The sequence below is a fragment of the Nitrincola schmidtii genome, assembly GCF_008973715.1.
Lineage (GTDB): Bacteria > Pseudomonadota > Gammaproteobacteria > Pseudomonadales > Balneatricaceae > Nitrincola > Nitrincola schmidtii.
Genome location: NZ_WBOL01000001.1, coordinates 282561 through 304557 on the forward strand (window position 1 = coordinate 282561; position 21997 = coordinate 304557).

Genomic DNA, 21997 nt, shown 5'->3' on the forward strand with positions numbered 1-21997 from the left:
AAGCACAGATGCAAACCTTTCTAAACGATCTAGTTAATTCACTTGCAAACGAGCAGCATCGCGGTAAGGTTGCTGATTATATTCCACAATTAGCGCATGTTAATCCCAATCGATTCGGAATTGCTGTTTGCACACCGTCGGGCGAAACCTTTACAGCAGGTGACGCCAACACGCTCTTTTCCATTCAAAGTATCTCTAAGGTGTTTACCTTAACGCTGGCACTTGGAAAGATCGGTGATGGCCTTTGGCAGCATGTGGGTCGAGAACCCTCCGGCAACCCTTTCAATTCTATTGTGCAGCTTGAACATGAGATGGGAAAACCTCGTAATCCATTTATCAATGCCGGTGCGATAGCGGTGGTAGATGCGATTATGATGGGTCATGAACCAAAGGAATGCCTCGGTGAGATTCTTAGTTTTGTGCGCTACCTTGCGAAAGACGAGAGCATCTGTTTTGACCATTTGGTTGCCGCATCTGAAATGCAACATCGTGATCGTAACGCATCGCTAGCTCACTTCATGAAATCGTTTGGACGATTAAGACACGACGTCGATAAAGTCTTAGGTACCTATTTTCACCAATGCTCTATTGCGATGAACTGCGTTCAACTCGCACAATCGGGATTATTTTTAGCCTCTGACGGTATCGATAAAACGACCGGACATAGAATTGTATCTGCCCAACGCGCCCGACGCATTAATTCGTTAATGATGATGTGTGGCCATTATGATGGCTCTGGAGAATTTGCCTTTAGGGTAGGTTTACCAGGAAAAAGTGGCGTGGGTGGCGGTATTCTTGCCATAGCACCCGGTAAGGCATCGATTGCCGTATGGTCGCCAGGTCTAGATCAACAAGGCAATAGCCATCTTGGCACACTTGCACTTGAACGTTTGGCACAGCATACGGGCTGGTCTGTATTTGGACAGAGACTTTGATTTCATAACCTTAGTGTCATCAACCTCATTTATCGTTACTATAAGGTCAAAAAATTATACAACTGACTTAATAACCCAACACAGCCCCGTGTTAACACTGATCAAATATATGGAGCGTAAAATGAAATACATACACTTAGTAGGCGGTGAAAAAGGCGGGGTGGGTAAATCCGTTATGTCACGACTGCTAGCACAATACTGTTTGGACAATCATCAGCCTTTTATTGCACTGGATGCTGACCAGTCTCATGCAACCTTGAGCCGTTCTTATGGTGATTTTGCTCGAAACTTAAACCTAGAGCAGTTTGAAAGTGCTGATCAAATCATTGAAGTCGCTGTTGAAGAAGCGGTAAACGTCGTGATCGATCTACCCGCACAGAGTGAGCGCTTGCTGGATCGCTGGATCGATGAAAACGGCGTGCTTGATCTGTGTGAAGAACTTAGCTTGAAATTTATTGTCTGGTATGTGGTTGATGACGGTCCTGATTCTGCCGACCTATTAATGAAGTTTTTAACCCGTTATGGCTCACAAGTGACCTGTATAGCGGTGAAAAACTTTGGTCGTGGTAGTGATTTTGGTCGAGTTGATAAGTTGCTAGCCGATTACTCGGATGTCAACATCATGGAACTACCCAGCCTTCATTCTGCAACCATGCGTAAAATTGATAATGCAGGGTTAAGCTTTTGGGCAGCTGCAAACAATAAAGAGATCGATGGTCATTTAGGCATCATGGAACGTCAGCGCGTTCGTGTGTGGCAGAAAAAAGTATTCTCACAGATAAGCGATCGATTAAGTTATACAGAGTAAAACAGTTCAACAACAGGAGCGGTCATGAGTCGTCATTTTGAGCAAGCGAAGGGTTTATGTGAATCTAGAGATAGCGCAACGGAAGGGTTTGTTTTTAACCAAACCATGCTGCGGATTAAAGATCCCGCTCGATCACTTGATTTCTATACTCGCGTCATGGGCATGACACTGGTGCGTAAACTAGACTTTCCGGAGATGCAGTTTAGCCTGTATTTCTTAGCTGCCGTTGATTCTGATCAGCTGGAATCTTGGTCTAAAGACTTGAAAGCACGCACTATTGAAACCTTTAGCCGCCCTGCTCTTCTTGAGCTGACGCATAACTGGAGTACAGAATCTGATCCTGAGCAGCAGTATCACAATGGCAACCAAGATCCTCGTGGTTTTGGCCACATAGGCTTTGCAGTTCCTGATTTAGCCGCTGCCTGCGATCGTTTTGATGCCTTAGAAGTTCCTTTCGTAAAGCGTCCCAACGATGGCAAAATGAGAGATATCGCGTTTATCCAAGATCCTGACGGCTACTGGATCGAAATTTTCCAAGGGTCATTAGTACCCGACGCGTTAGCGGCTCATATCTCGGGCTAGTAGAGCTATTTTCCAAGCTCATTATCATGATGAGCTTGGATTAACCCTAGTTGGCGATAAACTCCTTACCTACCACAAACACTTCACGCGAGCGTGGACGTGACGCATCGGGTTTACGAATCACCACCTGTTTGAAGTGCTGTTTAACCGTTTTGATAAACTCGTCAGACCCTTCTCCCTGAAAGACTTTAGCCACAAAGCTGCCTTTCGGCTTTAATACTTGTGTCGCCATATCCAAGGCTAATTCAACCAGATACATCGATGCGGCTTGATCCGCCGTCGACACACCACTGATATTCGGTGCCATGTCAGAAATCACTACATCAATGGGTTGACCATCAATCACTTCCATAATGGCTTCAAAGACGCTGTCTTCGGTAAAATCACCCTGAATAAAGGTTACACCGGCCATGCTATCCATCGGCAAGATATCAGATGCAATCACTTGGCCTTTATCACCCACCAGTTTAGTGGCAACCTGCGACCAACCACCTGGTGCCGCACCCAAGTCGAGCACACACATACCCGAACGAATGAGTTTATCTTTCTCATTAATCCCCAGTAGCTTGTAACTGGCACGTGAGCGATAACCATCCAACTGCGCCTGTTTTACATAGGGGTCATTAACATGCTCATCCATCCAACGATTACTGCTTTTCGTACGTGCCATGACTCTCTTCATTCCAACCGCTTAAAAGAGTAATTGTACGTGCAAGCCCATATTTATCCAATGGCACTCAACTCAAGGAGAGAGCGGTATCTTTTTTTGGATTGGCTAGGCAGAGCGATATCTCATTTTAATGACTCGCTGTCGTCGTCCTGACGCGCTCGACTGCCGCCATCCTTGGCGGCAGACGGTCATTAAAATTAGATACCGCTCCTCCACTACTCTTCCCACACCATTTCATCCAGACTGACATTAATTCTTCTCGAAGGTATAATCGCTCATTACTACCGCATTTACCTTCGGAACATTCATGATTCGTATCACTCAGTTGTCGTTGCCACTTGATCACCCTGAAACAGCATTACGCAAAGCACTATTGGAACGTTTATCACTAAAAGATCATCAACTGATTGATTTCACTGTTTTCAAGCGCAGCTACGATGCACGCAAAAAGAACACGGAGATCACTTATGTATACATCATTCATCTGACTACCACCGATGATGAAGCGGTTTTAGCGCGCTATAAGGATGATGCGAATGTGATGCCGGCGCCGGATACTCGTTATTATCCGGTCGCGAGCGCGCCTGAACGCTTGAATGAGCGTCCTATTATTGTCGGTTTTGGTCCTTGTGGTTTATTTGCGGCGCTGATTTTAGCGCAGATGGGTTTTAAGCCGATTGTATTAGAACGTGGGCGTAACGTTCGTCAGCGTACACAGGATACTTGGGCACTGTGGCGTAAACATATTCTGTCGCCAGAGTCGAATGTGCAATATGGTGAAGGGGGTGCGGGGCTGTTTTCCGATGGCAAACTTTGGAGTCAGGTGAAAGATCCTAAATTTTATGGCCGTAAAGTCATGGAAGAGTTTGTGAAAGCGGGTGCGCCGGACAATATTCTGTATGTTAGTAAGCCTCATATTGGTACGTTTCGCTTGACTACCGTGGTCGCGAATATGCGTGAGGAGATTATAAAACTGGGTGGTGAGATCCGCTTTGAATCTAAAGTCACTGAACTGCTGCTCGACAAAGAGGAGGTTCAGGGAGTTCAGCTTGAAGATGGGACTCAGCTACATAGTCGCCATGTCGTTCTGGCCTTGGGTCATAGTGCGCGTGATACGTTTAGAATGCTGCATCGTCAAGGGGTGTTTGTAGAAGCCAAGCCGTTTGCTATTGGCTTTCGGATCGAACATCCTCAAACCATGATTAATCAATCACGCCTTGGCAAATATGCAGGACACGAAGCGCTGGGTTCAGCCGATTATAAGCTAGTCTATCATGCCAGCAATGGACGTGCCGTTTATAGCTTCTGCATGTGCCCTGGAGGACAGGTAGTTGCAGCGACTTCAGAAGAGGGTCGTGTTGTGACCAACGGCATGAGTCAGTATTCGCGTAAAGAGCGCAATGCCAATGCCGGTATTGTGGTGGGCATTAATCCTGAACAGGATTTTCCGGGTGGTCCTTTAGCAGGTATTGAGTTACAAGAGAAGCTTGAGGCGTTAGCTTATGAACTCGGTGGTCGCAACTATAACGCGCCCGCTCAGCTGGTTGGCGATTTTATTAAAAACCAACCGTCGACCGAACTTGGCGAGGTACTCCCCTCTTATCAACCCGGCATCAAGCTAGGTAATTTGTCCGATGCCTTACCTGATTATGTGATTGACGCGATCAGAGAAGCACTGCCTGCGTTTGGCAAGCAGATTCGTGGATTTGATCGTGATGATGCCCTTCTCACGGGTATTGAATCACGGACCTCGTCGCCTGTGCGTGTGACTCGTCATGCTCAAACACTGCAAAGTCTGAATATTAAAGGGCTTTATCCAGCAGGTGAAGGTGCTGGATATGCTGGTGGCATTCTGTCTGCGGGTATTGATGGTATTAAAGTTGCTGAAGCATTGGCTTTAGATATGCTTGCCAATACTGCAGGATAGGATGACACCATGAAACTAGAGTTAGTCAAAAAACTTCAACAAAAGAAGTATCGTCAAGAGCTTGGCTTTTGCTTGGTTGAAGGGGAACACCTGATTCTAGAATTACAAAAGGCCTCACAAATTAACGCTGCATTGCAAGACGCTGTAATATATACCACCGAACGTTATGTCGATTGGCAAACACCTTTCAAAACAGAGCGTGTTACTGATAAACAGATGGCCCAACTCTCTGATACCAAAACACCTCAGGGTATTCTGGCCAGAGTGCCGCTGTCTGCTTGGGGAAACAACGCTCAAGGCGAAGAATTAGCTATCTATCTGCATGAAGTTCAAGATCCGGGCAACTTGGGGACCATTTTACGAACACTTGGCTGGTTTGGTGGTTTTCGATGTTTGCTAAGCCCAGGCAGTGTCGACCCGTTCAACCCCAAAGTGATCCGCGCCAGTATGGGTGCAATCTTCCACGTCCCCATGGAGTTAGACGTTACACTCGAAGCACTAGCGAGTCGATTTAACTCCATTGGATGTTTAGACTTACAGGGTCACAGCATCACGGATCCATCTTTTAAAAAAGTAGATTGCTACCTGTTCGGTAATGAGGCGAGAGGCGTACCTCGAACAGCTCTAGAGAAACTAAACGCTCAGGCATTTACCATTCAAGGTAACGGACAGATCGAATCATTAAATCTAGCGATGGCAGTCAACATCTGTGTTTACGAGCGACAGCGTTGATTTACTGAACCGGAATAGAATAGGTTGCCACAACATGAGCAACCGGTTCAGATTGCCCTTCAGAAAACACACTGACTTCCCCGATGACTAATCGCTTACCTAGCTTTAATAGGGATGCTTTAGCAATAAGATCCTTGTTTGCTTCAGGTTTATTGAGAAAGTGACAGGTGAAGTCTGTCGTGACAGCTAAGGCCACCGGCCCAATCCTAGACAGTATGGCAACATAGAGAGCAACATCGGCCAATGCCATCATCGTCGGTCCAGAAACGGTACCGCCCGGACGAAGGTGACTCTCATTGATCCTTTGTTTAACCACAGCCTCATCAGCTGTCACCGCTAAGATTTCGCATTGAAATTGCGGAAACTCACGAACAAGAAACACAGATAGTTCTTGCACGTTCATTTTTAAATTCATGTTGTCGGGCGCTTTTTTCATACTTACAGAGGCACATGCGCTTTAATAAACGCATCCAAATGACGGTCGTGTATCTCACCTAACTGTTCGTTAACTAAACCACCGTCAGCATTAAAAAATTGCGTTGTCGGTAGCCCTCTCACTTGCATGGCTTGATAGGCACGTTGGTGTGAATCCAACAACATATGCTCAAAATCAAGGCCAGCCTCATCAAGATAAGCCTGAATCGTAGCAGCGGATTCGGCTTGATTAATCAGAACCAGCGCAAAGCCTTCTTTCTCTGCATAGCGCGCCAGTAAAGGCATTTCACGAACACAGGGTGGACACCAAGTAGCCCAAAAGTTAATGATCACAGGCTGACCTTCAAAGTCACTCAACTGAATCGTTTCACCCTGCATGTTGACCAGTGCTATGTCATTCGGTATCGAACGCGAAGCTTCAGACTGCTGCAGCCCCCAAAATACGATTAAGGCAAATCCTGCTAAAGCCAATAATCCAATTGGCCATTTCCACATTCGCAACACTATCTCCTTTGACGATGCACAACGGCATGAAGCGCAATCTCGTACTCAAAATAAACGGTAAAGGTTTCATAAACCCAACGACTGATAGGTGGCTGCCCTACTGGCGCTAATCGTTGTTGCGGTTCACCAAAGCGAGCTAATACAGCCTGCTGCGACAACCCGTTCACAAACAGATTATCACCAGGCCGCGCTTCAGGCTGAAAAGTATTAATCGTTAACACATCCGCACTGACGGTTGCACTAGTGAGCGCCAAAAAGATCAATCCCAGAAGACCACAACGTTTAACAAGTCTAGTAATACTGTTCATACGACAATCCTGTTTTAAATCAGCTTTCTATTATAGAACTCTAGACTGCCTAGGTATGGATGACAACTCTTAACAGCTATTTAGAAACATTATGTTCACTGGGATTGATATAAGGCAATGTTTATTCTGGAAGAGCGGCAATCACCATGATTTCTACTTTCCAAGCTGGACCTGCCAAGTTTGACTCTACACAGGCACGGACAGGCGGACGCCCCTGCACTACCCAAGCATCCCAAACAGCATTCATTTCAGAGAATTCAGACATATCTGTTAACCAAATGGTTGCAGAAAGTATGTTTTCTTTAGAAGTACCCGCTTCAGCTAACAGCTTGTCGATTCCGTCGAGAATCTGTTCAGTTTGACCACGAACATCTGCAGATGGATCACTGGCAACTTGACCTGCTAAGTAAACCGTATCCTTGTGGATAGTAACTTGGCTCATACGATGATTGCTGTGAAGATATTTAATGCTCATTATTTAACACTCATTGTTGATGGAAAATTCAGATTTGCATTTTGCCTAAAACTCATATGTAAAACAGCTTGAATCTACAACTTTCTTAAAAGTATTTACGCCGCCATCATATTGACAAAGCCATCATAGATAAACTGTATTGCCAAAGCTGCTAAGATTACGCCCAGAAAACGTCTCAGTATCTCATCACCCGTACGACCTATGACTTTTTTTACGTACTTTGATAACAGCATCAGTACCAGTGTGAGTCCATAAATACTGATGACAGCCATGAACACTGAAACTTCCTGAGTGGTGGTTTGAGCGTTTGAGAATAGCAGGATAGAGAGTGTTAGCGCCCCCGGTCCTGCTAACAAGGGAATCGATAATGGGTAAACAGAAATATCTTTCTTTTCATCTGACTGAGCTAACTTTACCTCACTAGTAATTAAATTAAATGCGGTAAAGAACAGCAGTAAGCCACCGGAAATGCGAAGTGCATTAATGTTAATACCGAGTCTGTTTAAAAAAGCCTCGCCAAAATTACCAAAAATGATGAGCAAGATGACACTAATTAACGTTGCTTTAACCGCCATCACAACCCGATGCCGACGATCGGTTTCTGGAACCAAGGCATGAAAAATCAACGCGGTACCGATTGGATCCACAATCACGAAAAAGCCGGTAAACGCATTTAAAAAAGCGGTGAGTTCCATAAAGTCTATTTCTCTTGATTCGATTGCCGAGTATCCGGTTTAACATAGACGGCGGCAGCGCCCTTCCAGCCAAACGCTAATTGTATTAACTGTAAACACATCAATAGCAGGATAGCATGTAACCAGTGTCCACTTAATTCATGAATCCAAGCCATCACCACTGGGCCGGTTGATGCCAATAGGTAACCCAAGCTTTGCGCCATGGCTGATAACGAGGTTGCCTGAATACCATCTTTTGTTCGTAACACAAAAAACGATAGTGCCAAACTCAGCGATCCTCCGGCACCCATACCGATTAATGAAGCCCATAGCATTGGAGCTTTTTCCGGGGCCAGCCACAAACCAAACAAACCACTAAAAGAAATTGCGAAAATCAGAACCACTAAGATACGCTGATTATTCATACGAGCCGCTAAAATGGGCACAAATAAATTAAATGGAATGCTGACAAGATTAATTAACGCCGTCGCAGTGCCCGCTTGAAGAGGTTCCAGACCACTTTCAATTAAAATTTTTGGTAACCAGGTCACAATCGCGTAAAAAAAGAAAGACTGAAGCCCCATATAGAAAGTGACCGCCCAGGCGGTGCTATTCTTCCATAAGGTGACTTTAGCACCCGTGACGGGTGTGACCGAAGAGCGCAAGCGCAACAGCGGCAACCACAAAAAACAGGTCAATATTGGTAACACAGCCCAAACTAAAACGGGTGCTTTCCAATTATCAAAGGCCTGCATCATCGGCACGGCGATAAACAGTCCCATCCCTGCTCCAAGGCTGAGCATGATGGAATAAAGCCCGGTCATTAAACCGATACGTTTTGGAAAAAATACCTTTACCAGAACCGGAATCAACACATTTAACAAAGCAATAGCAGAGCCAAGAAGCAAGGTTCCGACGATCACCCAGGCGTAATGAGGTGTCAGACGTAACAGAACACCGGCTGCAATAATTAATAATCCTGCAATCACCAGCGTGATTGATGAGAATATCCGTGTGAAAGCCGGTACCAAAATGGAAATTATGGCAAAACAGATCAAAGGCAAGGTTGTTAACAAACCAAATTCGCTAGCACTTAGCGAAAGCGCAGCACGAATCTCCAATACCAATGGCGCAAAAACAACCAAACCACCACGAAGATTAGTGGCGGCCATCAGTAACGCAAGCATGGCTAAACCTATGACCCAAGGCCTAGCGGAGATTAGTGGTGATATATTGGCTTGATGAGAAGACATAGACGTCCTAAAAATAATTAATGCTACCGAAAACAGCTGATTCAGCCCAGCGCTATTTTGTACTCAATACATCTTTGCTGAACGATTGATTTTAAGAGGATAAAGTGTCATAAAAGCATCAGGTCATGACTCTCTTCAGGTTACTCGAGATTCATACCCACTCACAGATCGGCATAAAAATACACGGGAGTTACAATGATTAAAAAAACACTACTGTGCAGCGCCATTGTTGCAGCAACGGCAATGACCAGCCTTGCACATGCAGAAGTTAAGTTAGGTTTCCTGGGCGGGTTCACGGGTCCGATTGAAAGTTTAGCACCCCCTATTTTCAGTGGTGCTCAGCTCGCTATCAGCCAAATCAATGAACAAGGTGGTATCTTGGGTGGTCAAACACTCAGTATCATTTCAGCCGATACCACTTGTACAGATGCATCGGCTGCTATCAACGCCGCTGACCGCATGATCAACTCCGAAAACGTGACAGCGATTGTCGGCGCTTTATGTTCAGGTGCTACGATTGCTTCTGCTAATAACGTTGCTGTACCTGCAGGTGTTCTGATGGTGTCACCTGCGTCAACTTCGCCTGCCATTGCAGAAATTGATGACAATGACTTGGTTTTCCGAACCACCCCATCCGATGCTTATCAAGGGGAAGTATTAGCACGTCTATTGCTATCAAAAGGCATCGATGAAGTCGCCATGACCTTCGTTAATAACGACTATGGCCAAGGCCTTGCAAATGCATTTTCGTCAAATTTTGAAGCCGGTGGCGGTGTTATTGCCGGAAGAGCGGCTCATGAAGATGGCCGTGCTGATTACCGCTCTGAATTAGGTAGCCTTGCATCAAGCGGAGCTGAAACATTGCTGGTGCTTGCTTATGCTGATACATCAGGTCAAACCATTCTTCGCCAAGCTTATGAAAGTGGCATGTTTACCCAATTTATCGGTGCAGACGGAATGGTCGGTGACGCACTTGTCAACGCCGTAGGTGCTGACGTACTGGAAGGTATGATCGCCACTCGCCCTGGTAAACCGGACATTCCAGGCACCGAGTCTTATGCTGAAGCAGCGCGCGCAGCAGGTATGGACCCTAATGCGGTATTTGCCAGCCAAGCATACGATGCGGCTTTCCTGATCGCGCTAGCAATCGAGAAGAACGGTTCAGCAGAGCGTGCCGGACTGAACGAAGCACTGCGTGCGGTTGCTCTACCTCCGGGTGAAGTGATTCTTCCTGGCGAGTGGTCAAAAGCGGTTGAACTGATTGCTCAAGGCGTAGAAATTAACTACGAAGGCGCAGCGGGAACTCAAGACTTTGATGAGCGTGGTAACGTACCCGGTGTCATTGAAGAAATGGTTGTTCGTGATGGTGCTTTCCGTACCGTAGGATTAATTGAGTAATACAGCAAAGCTTAGATATGTTTAGCATCAAGTCTGCCGCCTTTGGCGGCAGACTTGCAATGGCGAGCGAGGTGTAAAACTGAATTACCCCGTTTTAGCTATTGGTGATGTTGTACTTTCTCGGGAAACAATCCTTTCGGTGCATAACGCAGCACTAAGGTGATAATTAACCCGATACTAAATACCCTCGCCTGCAATGCCCGACTACTAAAGTCAGAAGGCGCTTCCCAGGCAAACCACAAATCGCCTAAATAGCTGATCGAGTTCAAAATAAACAAGGCAACCGGTTCAGACATGACCCAAATCACATAGACAAACACGGCACCAAAGATCGTCCCCAAGTTATTACCCGGCCCTCCTAAGATCACCATTACCCAGATCAAGAAGGTATGATTGAGAGGCAAGTAACCATTAGGATCAAAGATACCGTTAAAGGTTGCTAACGCAGCACCACCGATCCCCATCAAGATACAACCCAGGACAAACACTTCTAAACGGCGCTGATTGACATCCTTACCCATGGCTGACGATGACAGCTCGTTATCTCGGATAGCGCGCATCATTCGACCCCAAGGGCCATTGTATGCACGATGTAACAGATAAAAGATAATCGCAATCAGGACGGCTGTGACGGACAGATATAATGCACGTGCCATCACAAACCCCACTTCACTGGCACCAGGAACAGGCCAAGGTAGGGGTGATACCGTTAAGGTACCGCGTGTTAACCAATCAGAGTTTTTCAGGAAGGCCTTAATGATCTCAGCCACACCCAGTGTTGCGATGGCCAGATAGTCACTACGAAGACCTAAACAGATATGGCCAATAAAATAAGCAACGGTTCCTGCCAAGATACCACCGACCAGCCATCCAGCCCACACAGGCAAACCTAGCCCACCGATAAATCCATGTTGGGAAACGATACTCTGCGTCACTGGTGCAAAACCATTCACCACCCACAGATACAAGGTAGCCATGACCATCAGAATAATTGGCAAACGGATACTGCGTGGGACTTTGATGCGGTGTAACTGCATCACGGCAGCAACAAGTGCGACCGCAGCGACCAGCTTTAGAAAGGCAACACCTAATTCACCCGACAGTTCTGAGTCCCAAAAGCTTTGATTCACGGGGAAGGTCAACAACATGGCAGAAAATCCACCGATGGCGACAAACCCCATAATGCCGGCGTTAAATAGGCCTGCATAACCCCATTGAATGGTTAACCCCAAGGCAATGATTGCGTAACAGCTCGCCTCAACCAGCACACGAACACCATAAGCGGTACCCATGACTTGAATAAGTAATAACACCGCAACCGCAAGTGCCACGATCATCAAGGTTTCTTTCATTGGCAGTTTCATTAGCATCAGAGCACCTTACCCTTAAACAGGCCGGTCGGACGCCAGACCAGAATGGCCAGCAGAATAAAGAATGGAACAGTGATTTTATATTCGCTAGGAACAAAGGCTAAGGTAGATGGCAAATCAAACCATAGATAATCACGAAACGGTCTTAACAAAACCGCCCAATTAAAAACGGAAAGTGTTTCTGCAAAGCCGATGACAAAACCACCTGCCAAGGCTCCATAAGGATGACCCACGCCACCGACAATAGCAGCGGCAAAGATGGGCAACAGTAAGTGGAAACTCAAATCAGGTTTTAACGATACATCCAGCGAGAGCATGGTGCCTGCGATGGCAGCTAAAGAGCCGGCAATCACCCAAGTGACTTTCACGACTGTATCGGTATTGATGCCCGATACTCGCGCTAAATCCGGGTTATCTGACATGGCCCGCATCGCTTTACCCAAGCGGGTACGGTTTAAAAACAGATGCAGCGCAATGACGATAATGACCAATAAAACGATGATGATAATCTGCGGATCTGTTAGCACAATGGGACGACTGGCTAACTCAAAAGGCAGTTCGATACGATGTATACCTTTACGATCATCAATGTACATACTGCGCGCACTGGTTCCCATAAACATACGAATGAGACCTTGCAGCATTAAGGTCACACCCAGTGAAGCCATGACAATGACGATCGGCTTTACACCGTGGCGTCTTAGAGGTTTGTAGAAACCTTTGTCTATATAGACAGCCGCCACTGCGGTCATCACCATCGCAAGTGGCAACATCACAAAAGCCGTCGGTAAACCGACAGCAGGGCCGACTGCAGGAAACATCGCCGTTAAGAAAAACGCAAAGAAGGCACCTAAGGTCATTAGATCTGCATGGGCAAAGTGGGCAAAACGCAGAATACTAAAGATCAGGGTGATACCCACTGCACCTAAAGCGTAGATAGAGCCAATCGTCAGGCCCGAGATCACTACGTTATTTATAAAAAAAACCAATTCGTTCAATGTTGTATCCTCAACCGATTAACCGCCCAAGAAGGCTTTGGCTACTTCAGGGTCATTAATCAAATTTTGGCCCGTATCTGTAAAGCGATTTTGTCCTGCCACCAGAACAAAGCCTTTATGGGCGATCTTTAATGCCTGTTTAGCATGCTGTTCAACCATTAAAACTCCCACACCTGCTTTATTGATGGAGATAATGCGCTCGAAAATCTCAGACATATATAAGGGTGATAAACCCGCGGTAGGTTCATCTAGCAAGATCAAACTGGGTTCTGTCATCAAGGCTCGGCCCATTGCCACCATTTGACGTTGGCCACCGGATAACTCACCTGCTGGCTGTTTTCGCTTATCCGCTAAAGGCGGGAAAAAACTGTACACCTTGTCCAGCATGGGTTGAAAATCATCGTGACGAATAAATGCGCCCATCTCTAGATTTTCTTCCACCGTTAAGGAAGGAAAGATATTTTTTTCCTGCGGAACAAACGCCATTTTTCGTTTCACCAATTCGACCGGATCGGCGTTGGTGATCGACTCTCCACGTAACTGAATACTTCCCTCGTTAACATGAAGTAAGCCGAAAATGGCTTTTAACATGGTGGACTTACCGGCTCCATTAGGACCCACAATCACGCCAATTTCATTTGCCTCTAGTGACATATTGACGCCATTGAGGATATTCATCCCACCATAACCGCCATGCACATTAGTCGCTTCAAATAATGCCATCGATTTGCTCTACTCAATCAGTGGGCGTCATTGCCAAAATAGGCTTCAATGACTTCTTCGTTTTGTTGAATCTCTTCGATCGTACCTTTCATCATGACACTGCCTTGTGCCAGCACGATAACGGGGTTACAAAGTTGTGCGATCATATCCATATCATGTTCAATCACTAGAAAGGTATATCCCATCTCTTGGTTGAGGCGCTGAATATTGCGTATCAGATCCTGCAGCAGCGTTCTGTTAACACCCGCTGCGATTTCATCCAGCAACACCACTCGAGCATCCACCATCATGGTTCGACCTAGCTCTAATAGCTTTTTTTGACCGCCGGATAGATTACCGGCCAGCTCGTTACGAACATGCTTCAAGCCAATAAACTCGATCACATCCAGTGCTTTTTGACGCACTTGAGCTTCTTGATCTTTGACGAGCGAGGGTCTAAGCCACGTATTAAATAAGCTTTCACCTGCTTGAGGAGGCACCATCATGAGGTTTTCGAGTGCCGTCATATGGGAGAATTCTTGTGCAATTTGGAAAGTTCGTAGTAAACCGCGATGAAACAGCTGATCCGACGGCACAGCGGTAATATCCTGACCGTCGAAGTAGATAGAACCATTATCGGGAGCAAAGGTACCGGCGATGAGATTAAACAGCGTTGATTTACCCGCGCCGTTAGGGCCAATCAGTCCAGTAATTGAGCCCTGCTCCACTTCAATCGAGCAGTTATTGATGACTTGCAGGGTACCAAATGCTTTATTGACTTGGTCCACTTTTATTATTGATGACATTTATCTACCAATACCCTGTTATTGAACTAACGTATCATAAGTGACTAACGATCTTTCTTAAAGTTTTTTTGATCACTAAACATACTGACCCGCACACCAGCCGCTACTCCAAGCCCATTGAAAGTTAAACCCGCCCAACCAGCCAGTGACGTCCAGCACTTCACCAATAAAATACAAGCCGGGTTCAGACTTTACTTCAAAGGTTTTCGAGGAAATGTGATCGGTACACACCCCCCCGCGAGTCACTTCGGCAGTTTTGTAACCTTCGGTACCGGATGGAACGAGCTGCCAGCCCTGAAACATTGATACTAACGATTCGATATCTTCTCGACTGAGTTGGGCAATGGGCTTTGATTCAATGGATTGCAATTCAGCTCGTTCAAGCCATGCGCTGACAAAGCGCTTAGGCAACAAACGACTTAACTGGGTTTTTAACTCCGCTTTTACTCCCGCCTGTTGCCACTGACGTATTTCAGTCGCTAAATCCATTTGCGGTAAGAAGTTAATGGTCAGCGTATCGCCGGGGTACCAATAATTACTGATCTGTAACGCGGCAGGACCACTGATGCCTTTGTGAGTAAACAACAGCGCTTCTTGGAATATTTGATCACGACACTCGATACTCACAGGCATGGAAACACCTGCTAAGGATTGAGCGAGCGAGAGCAAATCGCCCTTCAAAGTAAAAGGAACCAGCGATGCCTGAAGGTCGGTTACTTTCAAGCCAAACTGACGCGCTAATTCATAACCATAATGACTGGCTCCGAGAGTCGGGATCGACGGCCCACCGGTTGCGATAACCAGTGATTCGCACACCACTGGACCATTGCTGGTTAACAACTCAAAACGTGCCTGTTGTGGGACTTCATCTGTCATTTCATCTTCTGATAAGCGTCGAATACGGCTAACTGCACAGCGGGTTTGAATATCTACGCCACCCAGTTCACATTCAGCCAGAAGAATAGCGAGTAGATCTTTAGCACGATTATCACAAAACAGCTGACCGAGTGTTTTTTCGTGGTAAGCAAGCTCATATCGCTGAACCAGTTCAATAAAGTCATGTTGTGTGTAGCGTTTTAAGGCAGAAATGCAGAAGTGAGGGTTATCGGATAGGAAGTTTTTCGGCTCGACAGTGTAATTGGTAAAGTTGCAGCGCCCCCCGCCCGACATTAGGATTTTTTTGCCTACTTTATTGGCATGATCAACAACTAATACCTGCCGACCCCGCTGTCCTGCCGTAGCAGCACACATCAACCCCGCAGCGCCTGCGCCAATAATCACCGTATCTACAAATCGCATTGAAAACCAAGTCACGTTAAAAAAACATCATCATAACATGTGCACCTAGCCACCGGCACTGAGTACAAGTGAAACTAAATAGCAAAAATAGCGCTACTAGATGCTTATTTAGTATCCAGAAGCATCTAATGAAACCCGATTAGCACGTTACATTTATATCAAATGTATGTTGAAATAAATTGATAACAATAATTGAAGCGAAGCAATGTAAATCGCTTAGTGCCCATGAGTTAACTTAATTGGGAACAAAATATGCTCAGAATTAATTTCTGGTCCGGATTGGCAGTGATTATTTTTTCAATAACGCTTTTAACCTGGATTATTCCTACCTTTGGCGGAGGTGGCTTTTCGTTCGGCTTACCGCCTCAACTGGTAGCAACGATTGGCACATGGATCATGCTCTTAAGTGCAAGTTCTCTTGTCGTCTTATCTGCTGTGACAATGGTGCGTCATAAACACCCCTTTATTGTCGGTGTTAATCTTGGTGAAATATGGCATCAAGTCTGGCCCTTCTTATATGTTCTTTTCTTTATCGTGCTTGCTATTTATCTACCCCTGACTTGGATAGCGCCATTTCTAATCGCCGGGTTGCTATTCATTTTAGACGAGCGTCGTTGGCATATTTACCTCATCTGCTCTCTTACACCCACCGCAGGACTTTATATTCTGACCGTTTATCTTATGCGCATAGGAGTGGTGTAAATGCCTGAATTTAGTCTTTTGTATAGTGCATTCTCAACCGCACTGAGCTGGGAATCCATTACCGTCATTTTAGGTGGTGTTTTACTGGGGTATATAGTCGGGGTGATTCCAGGCCTCAACCGTGCAGTGGCTATCGCTATTGCCATCCCATTAACTTTTTATATGTCACCTTATGCAGCCATATCCTTTTTGATTGGCTTATCCAAAGGTACGGCTGCTGGCAGTGCTGTTTCCGCTATTCTTCTAAACACACCTGGCGAAAGCTCTTCTGCCGCAACCTGTTTAGATGGTTATCCTATGGCGCGAGATGGTCGGCCGCGAACCGCCTTAAAAATAGGTCTACTGGCCTCCGTTATTGGCGATCTTCTTGCGACATTATTACTGATTGCTGTGGCAATTCCCTTCGCGTCTGTAGCTCTAAAATTTGGTCCTTATGAACTCGCTGCCATCTTAGTCTTCGCACTCATCTTCATTGCAGGCATGGCAGGCGGTTCTTTCCTAAAAGGCATGGCAGCAGGGGGGCTAGGCATTATTCTGGGTACCGTAGGCATGGATCCTGAAACAGGAGCTATGCGTTTGACCTTTGGTTACATTGAGTTAATGGATGGTGTGCCGATTTTACCTTTGGTCATCGGCACCTTGGCTTTGTCAGAAATGTTTGTACAGCTAGATGAGTATCGACGCAATAAGGGACAAAAAGCCATCAACCTCTCTCAAAATAAAGATGACAATCTTAAATGGTCAGAATTTAAAACCACCTTACCAACCATTTTCAAGGGTACGGCCATTGGCGCATTTGTCGGCGCACTCCCAGGGCTCGGTCCTTCGGTAGGCTCCTTTATGTCTTACGGTGCAGCCAAACGTGCTGCGAAAAATCCCGATACCTTTGGTAAAGGTGACCCAAGGGGTATCGCAGCATCGGAATCTGCTGACAATGCCGTCATTCCAGCCAGTTATATTCCTCTATTTGGTTTAGGGATTCCAGGCAGTGTATCGGCTGCACTGTTGGTCGGTGCTTTTATGATTCATGGAATTACCGTGGGTCCTTTAATGCTTCGCGAACAGCCTGAAATGCTGTTTTCCCTATTTTCAGGAATGATCGTGGCTAGCCTGTTAATGCTGGCCATCGGTTGGTACGGCTTACGGATCTTTGCCAAAATCACTAGCATTCCATCGCACATGGTCATTCCTATCGTCATTTTCTTGTGCTTAGCCGGTATCCAAGTCCAGGGTTTTGGCACATTTGGACTCTTGGTAGTTTTTGGTTTTTCTATTCTAGGTTTCTTCTTAAAAAAGTTTGATTATTCATTCGTCACTTTTTTAGTCGCATTTATCGTCACACCGATGCTGGAGTTAAATCTCCGACAATCCATTATTTTATCTGGAGGCGATATCGCCATCTTGATTGATAGACCTATTGCAGGCTTTTTTGTCCTGCTAACCGCAGTGTTACTGATTCGCTTTGCCTGGACAGGCATACAACAACGGAAGAAATCACTTCCGAATGCTGATTGAGCCACTGTCTCAATTCAGCAAAATATTAAAACTGAGGGGAACACAATGAAATTGAAAAGTTTAGTTAAAACGGCACTAATCACGGGCGCTCTTGCACTAAGCAGTTCAGCTTTTGCAGATAATTTTCCATCCAAGCCACTAAGCATGGTGATCGGTTGGGGCGCAGGTGGTAGCACCGATATTCAAGGTCGTGTACTTGCCAATGTCATGAGTGAGCACCTAGGACAACCTGTGAACGTAATTAACCGCCCAGGTGCTGGCGGTGCAGTAGCCTTACAACAACTAGCCAACAGCCGTGATGAAGGCTATACGTTTGTGTTTGGCACATCCATGTCGGTAACCTTTGGCCCATTAGCGACGCCTACCAATTTCGATGTCGATAGCTTTACTTATGTGGCAGGCGTAACCCTAGGGCAGTCTGCTATTGTGACGGGTGCAGGTAAACCCTACAGCAACTGGGACGAGTTCCTTGAGTTCGCTAAAGCCAACCCAGGTACCAGCTATGCGTCTCAATTGCCATTTGATCGCATGATAGTTGATTATATTTCCAAGAAAGAAGGGCTCGATTTACGTATCGTTCCCACCTCTGGTGGCGCGGGTATGGCACCGTTAATCCTATCCGGTGATGTTGATTTCGCCTACAGCGGTGGTACGCACTCCGGCTATGCCACCACAGGAGAAATGCCTGTTCTGGCCAGCTTAGCGGATGATCGTCTGGTGGCTTTCCCTGATGCACCCACGCTCCGTGAGCTAGGATACGAAATAGATCCCGGTGAAATTCGCGTAGTCATGGTGCCTAAAAACACGCCTGATAACCAAGTGGCTCGCTTAGCCGAGGTCCTTAAACTTGCGACTCAAGATCCACGTTTTATTGAAATTACCGAAGAGCGTATCCTGATGCCAGTAGTCTATATGGAAGGGACTGAAGTCCATGACACGCTGCGCAATCAGGTTGAAAGCTTTAAAGCTATTCTTGAAGATATTGGCGGCCTAAACGCTGAATAAAGATAGCAACGCTGACGCCTAAACTAACGTCGCCAAGCTCCCCTCACCCAGAAAGATCTGTTTCTGGGTGATTTTTTAAAATGCTCAGTGTCACACTCACCCTATTTTCGATACCCTTACCTAATACTGCCATAATAGGATCAAAAACCATGAAACGCCGCGTGCTAATTGTTTATGCTGGAGGAACCATAGGAATGCAACCTTCTGATAGAGGTTATATTCCTATGAAAGGCTTTCATAAGCACCTTGACAGTTTTTTTCGTGCTCGTGGTCTTAAACACCTTCCCAGCTTCGATATTATCGAGTGTCAAGAGCTCATTGACAGCTCAAACCTGCTACCCAAAGATTGGACAGCACTGTGCCAACTGTTAATGCAACATTGGGATGAATACGATGGTTTTGTATTACTTCATGGAACGGACACGATGGCCTATACCGCTTCTATGCTATCGTTTATGCTTCAGGGATTGAATAAACCTATCATTCTCACTGGCTCCCAGATACCGATGATGGAAGCCAGAAGCGATGCTTCGGAAAACTTAATTGCCTCAATATTGGCTGCAGGAAACCTCAATATCCCTGAAGTATGCATTCTCTTTGCCAATCGAATATTGCGTGGTAATCGCAGTACTAAAATTAAAAGTGCTGGATTCGATGCCTTCGACTCTCCTAACTATCCTTGGTTAGGCAATATCGGGATTAATATCGACATTCAAGACCCGTTATTACTCAGTAAGCGAGTACCTTGTTACCTTGCACCCAGCTTCGATCAAGATGCGGTTGCTGTGCTGCAAACCTATCCTGGCATTTCCACCAATATTCTTACCGCGGTTCTGGATCAACCAGGCATCAAAGGTTTGATTTTACAAACCTATGGTGCGGGTAATCCTCCCGACGCTAACAAAGACTTTATAAAGGCACTTGAGGAAGCGTCAAAACGGAATATTATCACGTTGAATATAACCCAATGCACCTATGGCGCAGTCAGCCAAGGCACGTATGCAACGGGAGCAACACTGAACAGTATTGGCGTGGTTGCGGGAGCTGATTTAACCTTAGAAGCGGCTTTTACCAAGCTACACTTCTTACTCAGCCAAAACCTCTCTGTCGATAAAATTCGACAGAAGCTTAGAACACCGTTGGCGGGTGAAATGACAGTATAAGGGGAGACATTTAATGACAGAGGACTTTTCACGCAATTTACGACTGCTATGCAGTTACTATAAATCGATAGCTGAAGTCTGTCGTCGAATGAAAATGAACCGACCTCAATTTAATCGCTATTTAAATGAACACGCCAAACCTTCGGCTCATACGCTTCGTCGGTTTTGTGATTTTTTTGGCGTGGAGGAACATGAGCTATTACTCCCTCATAATCAGTTTGCTCGGTTAATTCAGGTTCGACCAAGATCAGCCGAACTGGACATCAACCCACTTCCTGATGAATGGCAGCACATCGAGCATCTACTGGATATTGGGCATCAAGGTTTAGATAAATACCTTGGCTATTATTTCGAATATCATATGTCGATGGCATACCCAGGTAAGCTGTTAAGAATGTTGACCTGCATAGAACGTCATGAAGATAAGGTGTATTACCAACGCACGGAGCGTTTACAAGAAACACCCAGTGAAAGAGTTTATCACGGAAAATACATTGGCATTGCCACCTTCTTAATTGATCGGATTTTTATGATTGATTATGAAACCTTGACCGATCAAGAAATAACGCAAACAATTTTATTCCCAACGTTTAAGAATCGTGTTGCACGACTGACAGGGCTCAAACTAGGCGTATCCGGGAGTGGCGAGCGGATGCCCTGCTGTGCTCGAGTTTTGTATGAATATTTAGGTGCTTCTGTGGATATTCGAAGAGCTTTAAAGCTTTGCGGCCTATATGACTTGGATTCGCCGGAGATTGACGAGAGCATCAAACACGCTGTAACCAATGATATTCAACCCAACGAGTGGCATTTTCGAGCACGATATTAAATTGCAGAACTAACTTCGTGAGCGCCAAATTTTGCACACGGCCGAATCAGATCCAAAAATCCCCAACACCAGCGCCACAAAGCCTACCGCGAAAAAAACCACCATAGGGATGAGCGCACCCATCTCACCAGTCACGTTACCCATCCATGCAGATCCAAATGACAAACCCAAAAACAACACTCCCAAAATAATCAAAATGATTCGGTGAGATTTCTGATACCCAACTGCGTCTTCACCTGTCTCAAAGATGCGCAACAATGGCCAAAAGACCTTTTGCAAAATTTTTCTCATGATTAGATTCCTTGATACATTTTACCTAACGATTAGTGATTCACTAATGCCTGCACACATCGCTAAAACCTAACCAACATCTTACTAGAAAAAACTGGCTAATACCTGCCCGCCCACCATAATCGCGCTTTAAGTCCCCAACCACTGGTCAAACCAACTTCAGTGAATCGAATAGTGCCTTCTCGATCTAAGATAAACATAACAGGCACTCCACGAACACCCAAGGCGTTTGCCAATTGACTTTGTGGATCATTTAAGACGGGTAGCTGATGTAGGTCTTGCTCTTCAAGAAACTGCCTTACCTCTTCATCTGTGCCTGATTGTATCGCTATCGTCAGCACCTGATGATCTTTTGCCAGAGGTTGAATCATGGGTAACTCTATTCGACAAATTCGACACCACTCTGCCCAGACAACGATCAGCAATGGCTCTCCACGATACTCGGCTAAAGAGACGGTTTGCCCATCAAGGGTGATACCCTGAAAGTCCGGCGCACTGCCAGCTTCAATATCGGGCGCTTGATAAGCGCGAATCGCAAGAAAAATAGCCACAAACACCAGAATTTCGATAGTCCACCGCGACCAGCGCGGTAGAGATTGATAACGCTTAAACATAG

General features: G+C 45.8%; 25 protein-coding genes. 11 read left to right on the forward strand and 14 right to left on the reverse strand.

Annotation, left to right across the window (positions count from 1 at the left end):
* Window positions 1–8 precede the first annotated feature (8 nt).
* The 3 genes from F7R24_RS01335 to gloA all read left to right on the forward strand — a co-directional run bounded on the left by F7R24_RS01335 (window position 9) and on the right by gloA (window position 2325).
* Complete coding sequence (locus F7R24_RS01335) at window positions 9–935, forward strand: glutaminase (RefSeq protein ID WP_151669426.1); 927 nt, start codon at window positions 9–11, stop codon at window positions 933–935.
* Window positions 936–1056: 121 nt separating this feature from the next.
* Entirely contained in the window at window positions 1057–1743 is a 687-nt protein-coding gene (locus tag F7R24_RS01340) for a P-loop NTPase family protein (RefSeq protein ID WP_151669427.1), read from the forward strand.
* Between the two features lie 24 nt (window positions 1744–1767).
* A complete protein-coding gene (gene gloA / locus F7R24_RS01345) occupies window positions 1768–2325 on the forward strand; it encodes a lactoylglutathione lyase (RefSeq protein WP_151669428.1) in 558 nt (185 codons plus the stop codon).
* 46 nt (window positions 2326–2371) lie between these two features.
* Here the strand turns inward: gloA and rlmE are convergent, their stop codons facing one another.
* A complete protein-coding gene (gene rlmE / locus F7R24_RS01350; protein WP_151669429.1) occupies window positions 2372–2995 on the reverse strand; it encodes a 23S rRNA (uridine(2552)-2'-O)-methyltransferase RlmE in 624 nt (207 codons plus the stop codon).
* Window positions 2996–3302: 307 nt separating this feature from the next.
* Between rlmE and F7R24_RS01355 the strand changes: the two genes are divergently transcribed.
* The gene (locus F7R24_RS01355) at window positions 3303–4922 is read left to right on the forward strand and encodes an NAD(P)/FAD-dependent oxidoreductase (RefSeq protein WP_151669430.1); all 1620 of its coding nucleotides are present in this window, start codon (window positions 3303–3305) and stop codon (window positions 4920–4922) included.
* Between the two features lie 9 nt (window positions 4923–4931).
* A complete protein-coding gene (locus F7R24_RS01360) occupies window positions 4932–5654 on the forward strand; it encodes a TrmH family RNA methyltransferase (protein ID WP_151669431.1) in 723 nt (240 codons plus the stop codon).
* A 1-nt stretch (window position 5655) separates the two neighbouring features.
* On the opposite strand, the gene F7R24_RS01365 is transcribed toward F7R24_RS01360, so the two are convergent.
* The 6 genes from F7R24_RS01365 to F7R24_RS01390 all read right to left on the reverse strand — a co-directional run bounded on the left by F7R24_RS01365 (window position 5656) and on the right by F7R24_RS01390 (window position 9303).
* A complete protein-coding gene (locus F7R24_RS01365) occupies window positions 5656–6090 on the reverse strand; it encodes a PaaI family thioesterase (protein ID WP_240775934.1) in 435 nt (144 codons plus the stop codon).
* A 2-nt stretch (window positions 6091–6092) separates the two neighbouring features.
* Entirely contained in the window at window positions 6093–6584 is a 492-nt protein-coding gene (locus F7R24_RS01370; protein ID WP_151669432.1) for a TlpA family protein disulfide reductase, read from the reverse strand.
* Window positions 6585–6592: 8 nt separating this feature from the next.
* The gene (locus tag F7R24_RS01375) at window positions 6593–6901 is read right to left on the reverse strand and encodes a hypothetical protein (RefSeq protein ID WP_151669433.1); all 309 of its coding nucleotides are present in this window, start codon (window positions 6899–6901) and stop codon (window positions 6593–6595) included.
* A gap of 121 nt (window positions 6902–7022) precedes the next feature.
* Window positions 7023–7376: a RidA family protein gene (locus F7R24_RS01380; RefSeq protein ID WP_151669434.1), complete on the reverse strand. Its 354-nt coding sequence runs from the start codon at window positions 7374–7376 to the stop codon at window positions 7023–7025.
* A 95-nt stretch (window positions 7377–7471) separates the two neighbouring features.
* Window positions 7472–8071: a MarC family protein gene (locus tag F7R24_RS01385; RefSeq protein WP_151669435.1), complete on the reverse strand. Its 600-nt coding sequence runs from the start codon at window positions 8069–8071 to the stop codon at window positions 7472–7474.
* Between the two features lie 5 nt (window positions 8072–8076).
* Window positions 8077–9303 carry a CynX/NimT family MFS transporter gene (locus F7R24_RS01390; protein ID WP_151669436.1) on the reverse strand — a complete coding sequence of 409 codons (1227 nt, stop codon included), beginning with the start codon at window positions 9301–9303 and terminating at the stop codon, window positions 8077–8079.
* 195 nt (window positions 9304–9498) lie between these two features.
* On the opposite strand from F7R24_RS01390, the gene F7R24_RS01395 reads away from it, so the two are divergent.
* Window positions 9499–10701: an ABC transporter substrate-binding protein gene (locus F7R24_RS01395; protein ID WP_151669437.1), complete on the forward strand. Its 1203-nt coding sequence runs from the start codon at window positions 9499–9501 to the stop codon at window positions 10699–10701.
* A gap of 98 nt (window positions 10702–10799) precedes the next feature.
* Here F7R24_RS01395 and F7R24_RS01400 read toward each other — a convergent pair whose 3' ends face one another.
* The 5 genes from F7R24_RS01400 to F7R24_RS01420 form a co-directional block, all read right to left on the reverse strand.
* Window positions 10800–12071 (reverse strand): branched-chain amino acid ABC transporter permease, encoded by a 1272-nt coding sequence (locus F7R24_RS01400; RefSeq protein WP_240775935.1) that lies wholly within the window; start codon window positions 12069–12071, stop codon window positions 10800–10802.
* The gene (locus F7R24_RS01405; protein ID WP_151669438.1) at window positions 12071–13069 is read right to left on the reverse strand and encodes a branched-chain amino acid ABC transporter permease; all 999 of its coding nucleotides are present in this window, start codon (window positions 13067–13069) and stop codon (window positions 12071–12073) included. The genes F7R24_RS01400 and F7R24_RS01405 overlap by 1 nt, the downstream gene beginning before the upstream one ends.
* Before the next feature lie 18 nt (window positions 13070–13087).
* Window positions 13088–13792 (reverse strand): ABC transporter ATP-binding protein, encoded by a 705-nt coding sequence (locus tag F7R24_RS01410; protein ID WP_151669439.1) that lies wholly within the window; start codon window positions 13790–13792, stop codon window positions 13088–13090.
* Between the two features lie 17 nt (window positions 13793–13809).
* Complete coding sequence (locus F7R24_RS01415; RefSeq protein ID WP_151669440.1) at window positions 13810–14577, reverse strand: ABC transporter ATP-binding protein; 768 nt, start codon at window positions 14575–14577, stop codon at window positions 13810–13812.
* A gap of 75 nt (window positions 14578–14652) precedes the next feature.
* Window positions 14653–15876 (reverse strand): BaiN/RdsA family NAD(P)/FAD-dependent oxidoreductase, encoded by a 1224-nt coding sequence (locus F7R24_RS01420; protein ID WP_151669441.1) that lies wholly within the window; start codon window positions 15874–15876, stop codon window positions 14653–14655.
* Window positions 15877–16128: 252 nt separating this feature from the next.
* Between F7R24_RS01420 and F7R24_RS01425 the strand changes: the two genes are divergently transcribed.
* From F7R24_RS01425 to F7R24_RS01445, 5 genes are all read left to right on the forward strand, one after another.
* Window positions 16129–16578, forward strand: a complete 450-nt coding sequence (locus tag F7R24_RS01425) for a hypothetical protein (RefSeq protein WP_151669442.1) — start codon at window positions 16129–16131, stop codon at window positions 16576–16578.
* Window positions 16579–18093 carry a tripartite tricarboxylate transporter permease gene (locus tag F7R24_RS01430; RefSeq protein ID WP_151669443.1) on the forward strand — a complete coding sequence of 505 codons (1515 nt, stop codon included), beginning with the start codon at window positions 16579–16581 and terminating at the stop codon, window positions 18091–18093.
* Between the two features lie 45 nt (window positions 18094–18138).
* Complete coding sequence (locus F7R24_RS01435; protein ID WP_151669444.1) at window positions 18139–19098, forward strand: Bug family tripartite tricarboxylate transporter substrate binding protein; 960 nt, start codon at window positions 18139–18141, stop codon at window positions 19096–19098.
* Window positions 19099–19247: 149 nt separating this feature from the next.
* The gene (gene ansA / locus F7R24_RS01440) at window positions 19248–20261 is read left to right on the forward strand and encodes an asparaginase (protein WP_151669445.1); all 1014 of its coding nucleotides are present in this window, start codon (window positions 19248–19250) and stop codon (window positions 20259–20261) included.
* A 13-nt stretch (window positions 20262–20274) separates the two neighbouring features.
* Window positions 20275–21090 carry a helix-turn-helix domain-containing protein gene (locus tag F7R24_RS01445; RefSeq protein WP_151669446.1) on the forward strand — a complete coding sequence of 272 codons (816 nt, stop codon included), beginning with the start codon at window positions 20275–20277 and terminating at the stop codon, window positions 21088–21090.
* 9 nt (window positions 21091–21099) lie between these two features.
* Here the strand turns inward: F7R24_RS01445 and F7R24_RS01450 are convergent, their stop codons facing one another.
* The gene (locus F7R24_RS01450) at window positions 21100–21381 is read right to left on the reverse strand and encodes a hypothetical protein (protein ID WP_151669447.1); all 282 of its coding nucleotides are present in this window, start codon (window positions 21379–21381) and stop codon (window positions 21100–21102) included.
* 98 nt (window positions 21382–21479) lie between these two features.
* A complete protein-coding gene (locus F7R24_RS01455; RefSeq protein ID WP_151669448.1) occupies window positions 21480–21995 on the reverse strand; it encodes a protein disulfide oxidoreductase in 516 nt (171 codons plus the stop codon).
* Between the last annotated feature and the right edge of the window lie 2 nt (window positions 21996–21997).